Consider the following 5,000-nt stretch of genomic DNA (forward strand, 5'->3'; position numbering starts at 1 on the left):
ACAAATAGTCAGAGCCCGTTAATGGGTGATGGCGTGCCTTTTGTAGAATGAACCGGCGAGTTACGATCCCGTGCAAGGTTAAGCTGAAGAGGCGGAGCCGCAGCGAAAGCGAGTCTGAATAGGGCGTTTAGTACGTGGTCGTAGACCCGAAACCAGGTGATCTACCCATGTCCAGGGTGAAGTTCAGGTAACACTGAATGGAGGCCCGAACCCACGCACGTTGAAAAGTGCGGGGATGAGGTGTGGGTAGCGGAGAAATTCCAATCGAACCTGGAGATAGCTGGTTCTCCCCGAAATAGCTTTAGGGCTAGCCTTAAGTGTAAGAGTCTTGGAGGTAGAGCACTGATTGAACTAGGGGTCCTCATCGGATTACCGAATTCAGTCAAACTCCGAATGCCAATGACTTATCCTTAGGAGTCAGACTGCGAGTGATAAGATCCGTAGTCAAGAGGGAAACAGCCCAGATCGCCAGCTAAGGTCCCAAAGTGTGTATTAAGTGGAAAAGGATGTGGAGTTGCTTAGACAACTAGGATGTTGGCTTAGAAGCAGCCACCATTTAAAGAGTGCGTAATAGCTCACTAGTCGAGTGACTCTGCGCCGAAAATGTACCGGGGCTAAATACACCACCGAAGCTGCGAATTGATACCAATGGTATCAGTGGTAGGGGAGCGTTCTAAGTGCAGTGAAGTCAGACCGGAAGGACTGGTGGAGCGCTTAGAAGTGAGAATGCCGGTATGAGTAGCGAAAGACGGGTGAGAATCCCGTCCACCGAATGCCTAAGGTTTCCTGAGGAAGGCTCGTCCGCTCAGGGTTAGTCAGGACCTAAGCCGAGGCCGACAGGCGTAGGCGATGGACAACAGGTTGATATTCCTGTACCACCTCTTTATCGTTTGAGCAATGGAGGGACGCAGAAGGATAGAAGAAGCGTGCGATTGGTTGTGCACGTCCAAGCAGTTAGGCTGATAAGTAGGCAAATCCGCTTATCGTAAAGGCTGAGCTGTGATGGGGAAGCTCCTTATGGAGCGAAGTCTTTGATTCCCCGCTGCCAAGAAAAGCTTCTAGCGAGATAAAAGGTGCCTGTACCGCAAACCGACACAGGTAGGCGAGGAGAGAATCCTAAGGTGTGCGAGAGAACTCTGGTTAAGGAACTCGGCAAAATGACCCCGTAACTTCGGGAGAAGGGGTGCTTTCTTAACGGAAAGCCGCAGTGAATAGGCCCAAGCGACTGTTTAGCAAAAACACAGCTCTCTGCGAAGCCGTAAGGCGAAGTATAGGGGGTGACACCTGCCCGGTGCTGGAAGGTTAAGGAGAGGGGTTAGCGTAAGCGAAGCTCTGAACTGAAGCCCCAGTAAACGGCGGCCGTAACTATAACGGTCCTAAGGTAGCGAAATTCCTTGTCGGGTAAGTTCCGACCCGCACGAAAGGTGTAACGATTTGGGCACTGTCTCAACCAGAGACTCGGTGAAATTATAGTACCTGTGAAGATGCAGGTTACCCGCGACAGGACGGAAAGACCCCGTGGAGCTTTACTGTAGCCTGATATTGAATTTTGGTACAGTTTGTACAGGATAGGCGGGAGCCATTGAAACCGGAGCGCTAGCTTCGGTGGAGGCGCTGGTGGGATACCGCCCTGACTGTATTGAAATTCTAACCTACGGGTCTTATCGACCCGGGAGACAGTGTCAGGTGGGCAGTTTGACTGGGGCGGTCGCCTCCTAAAGTGTAACGGAGGCGCCCAAAGGTTCCCTCAGAATGGTTGGAAATCATTCGTAGAGTGCAAAGGCATAAGGGAGCTTGACTGCGAGACCTACAAGTCGAGCAGGGACGAAAGTCGGGCTTAGTGATCCGGTGGTTCCGCATGGAAGGGCCATCGCTCAACGGATAAAAGCTACCCCGGGGATAACAGGCTTATCTCCCCCAAGAGTCCACATCGACGGGGAGGTTTGGCACCTCGATGTCGGCTCATCGCATCCTGGGGCTGTAGTCGGTCCCAAGGGTTGGGCTGTTCGCCCATTAAAGCGGTACGCGAGCTGGGTTCAGAACGTCGTGAGACAGTTCGGTCCCTATCCGTCGTGGGCGTAGGAAATTTGAGAGGAGCTGTCCTTAGTACGAGAGGACCGGGATGGACGCACCGCTGGTGTACCAGTTGTTCTGCCAAGGGCATAGCTGGGTAGCTATGTGCGGAAGGGATAAGTGCTGAAAGCATCTAAGCATGAAGCCCCCCTCAAGATGAGATTTCCCATAGCGTAAGCTAGTAAGATCCCTGAAAGATGATCAGGTTGATAGGTTCGAGGTGGAAGCATGGTGACATGTGGAGCTGACGAATACTAATAGATCGAGGACTTAACCATATAATATGTAGCAAATGTTATCTAGTTTTGAAGGAATATGCCTTCATAGTTTGGTGATGATGGCAGAGAGGTCACACCCGTTCCCATACCGAACACGGAAGTTAAGCTCTCTAGCGCCGATGGTAGTTGGGACCTTGTCCCTGTGAGAGTAGGACGTCGCCAAGCAAAAACCTAAGTCGTTTCGACTTAGGTTTTTTTGTGTTTATTTTTATTGCTTGAAATATAAAGGTAAGAATTACCTTTTGTGAAAATATAATCGAGATGTAAAAAGAATGTTTGTAATCTTATATAAAAAGGTTATGTAAAAAGTAGCAATCTAGCCCTTTTTACATAACCTTTTGTGTTTTTAAAGGATTTTACATAAGAAAAAATCTATAATTAAGGTAGTTAACATATATTTTTGATGGGTGTGGGGGATTATGAAAGAAATATGCATGTTATTAGTGGCTGTTATATTATGGGGGACAGCTATTGCACCAACAAAATGGGCGTTAGAATCTATTCAGCCGTTTACTTTGTTGTTTATTCGTCTTTTCTTTGCAGGTGGAATTTGTATGCTATTTTCATTTAAGCAACTACAAAAATCAGTTGTATATAAAAAAGTTCCATGGAAAAGAATGAGTTTGTTAGCTTTTACTGGTGTAGCTGGGTATTTTATGTTCACATCGTACGGCATTTCTTTAACAAGTGGATTACATGTTAGTATCATAGATGCTGCATTACCATTAGTTACAATTCTTTTTTCAGCATTCTTCTTGAAAGAGAAAATTCGATTGAATTATTGGATAGGAATTGTATTGGGTGCTATAGGAGTACTCTTTATTACGATTCCATCTAAAAGTGCTGATCAAGAAGTGTCTTTAATAGGAGATATACTGATCTTATTAAGTACTTTTCTATTTGCTTTCTACACGGTTTTGCTAAAACGACCAAAACAAGAACAGTATTTATCAAACGAGGTTTTTACAACATTAACTTTAATTATCGGAGCTGTTATTCTATTACCGTTTGCACTGGTAGAAATTCTTTATTACGGTTTACCAAAAATTGAAATTTGGAAAACGGGACTTAGTGTAATATACCTTGTTATTGGAGCAACAATTTTAGCGTATTGGTTTTGGAATAAAGCGCTAGAGAGAGTTTCAGCATCAGTAAGTGGATTATATTTAAATGCATTACCGCTAATAAGTATCGTTACTTCAATTATTCTATTAAATGAATCTCTGACATGGAGGGTAATAATGGGAACAAGTCTAGTTTTAATCGGAGTAGGATGGGCGGATAAGCAAAAATTATGTAATCTATTAAAAGGTAATAAGATGGAGAATAGAGACTGTTAAACAGTATGGTTTATATAATTAAAATGTTAAAAAGATACCTTATGCATGAGGTATCTTTTTATATTTAGCAAAGGTAACAGATTAAATCTTGTAGGGATATTCTTTGCTGTATCTATACGTGTCGAAATCATTTTGAAATATTGTTTGAACGAGCTGTATACATTCAGTATCATAAAAGCTTTCAAAAGTCGGATGACGGGGAAATAAAGGGTCAGTAATATCGCCTTCGCTAAAATTCCCTTTATAAATCATGGCGGGAGTTTGATGATGCCATGATGTTGAGAACTTATTTATTGGTGCGGTTTTTAATTCGAAACGCTTTTCTAATTCGTTTATTTCCTGATCGAAGTTTTCTAAGTATATATAATTGGTCACATATTCTTCTTCACCAGTTATATATTGTTGTGTGAAATGTGGATTAATATCATTTGCGTGAGCACCTTTCATAAATAGATAGTATAGAAATTGTTTAAATGAGATCCCTTTTGGGGAATTTTCATCTTGATATAAAAACTTTCGGATGGGTTTCCATTCTGGATTTTCCATATAAGGAGGTCCAATTAAGGACACGAAAGAACTGACTGCTCTCCTATAAGGGTTACGAACAAGTTTAAACGTTTCTTTTTGTTTTTCTCGTAACGCTACACCTAGTCGTACACTATAGGCAGGTGTACTTTTGTATATATCGTATTCATAATTATGAATGAAAGGACTATAACTTAGAGCTGTTTGCAATAAATCAATCTGGTAAAAGAACCAATTGGCAAGAGAAGTGCAGCCGCTTTTTTGACTCCAAAATAGAATGATGGGAAACTTCCTATGATAGTGTGGGCTTCTTGAATGGGCGCTTATGGTGTGTAATAAAGAAGGATCGAACAAGTTCTACACTCCTTTCAGTTATTTTATTGATATGTATGAGAAATAAAGAGGAGGTATGAGAGTCTTTTTCATCTTTTAAAAAAAAACGAAAGATTAATATTGACTATTATTATATAGAGGTGTAATATAGGACAAGTCGCCGGTGACAATAACGTCGAAAGTGACAAACGAAATAAAAAACTTAGTTGACATTGAAAGATGAAAATGTTAACATAAGGAAGTCGCAAATGAGCGACCAAGTAGTTCTTTGAAAACTGAACGAAACAAACAACGTGAAACGTCAATTTTTATTTTTAGATGCTAGACAAACTAACTTTATTGGAGAGTTTGATCCTGGCTCAGGATGAACGCTGGCGGCGTGCCTAATACATGCAAGTCGAGCGAATGGATTGAGAGCTTGCTCTCAAGAAGTTAGCGGCGGACGGGTGAG

2 protein-coding genes and 3 rRNA genes (2 of these 5 cut by a window edge) are annotated in these 5,000 nt (G+C 42.5%); 4 read left to right on the top strand and 1 reads right to left on the bottom strand.

The genetic code is table 11. From position 1 onward, the window contains the following. The 3 genes from MHI26_RS01625 to MHI26_RS01635 all read left to right on the top strand — a co-directional run. Positions 1–2,351, top strand: a 23S ribosomal RNA gene (locus tag MHI26_RS01625) (it extends 571 nt beyond the left edge of the window). Positions 2,352–2,400: 49 nt separating this feature from the next. Continuing rightward, positions 2,401–2,516: ribosomal RNA gene (rrf, locus tag MHI26_RS01630) — 5S ribosomal RNA — on the top strand. A 254-nt stretch (positions 2,517–2,770) separates the two neighbouring features. Continuing rightward, positions 2,771–3,691, top strand: coding sequence for a DMT family transporter (locus MHI26_RS01635; protein ID WP_061665956.1), 921 nt, complete (start codon positions 2,771–2,773; stop codon positions 3,689–3,691). 81 nt (positions 3,692–3,772) lie between these two features. Here MHI26_RS01635 and MHI26_RS01640 read toward each other — a convergent pair whose 3' ends face one another. Beyond that, positions 3,773–4,570 carry a sulfotransferase family 2 domain-containing protein gene (locus tag MHI26_RS01640; protein WP_061665955.1) on the bottom strand — a complete coding sequence of 266 codons (798 nt, stop codon included), beginning with the start codon at positions 4,568–4,570 and terminating at the stop codon, positions 3,773–3,775. Positions 4,571–4,885: 315 nt separating this feature from the next. Between MHI26_RS01640 and MHI26_RS01645 the strand changes: the two genes are divergently transcribed. Then, a 16S ribosomal RNA gene (locus tag MHI26_RS01645) occupies positions 4,886–5,000 on the top strand (it continues 1,437 nt past the right edge of the window).

Origin of the sequence: Bacillus sp. FSL K6-1218, assembly GCF_038006445.1 — a bacterium.
Lineage (GTDB): Bacteria > Bacillota > Bacilli > Bacillales > Bacillaceae_G > Bacillus_A > Bacillus_A thuringiensis_S.

Bases quoted from the DNA above. Each gene is read 5' to 3' on its own strand.
- MHI26_RS01635 (WP_061665956.1), top strand. From the start codon at position 2,771: ATGAAAGAAATATGCATGTTATTAGTGGCTGTTATATTATGGGGGACA.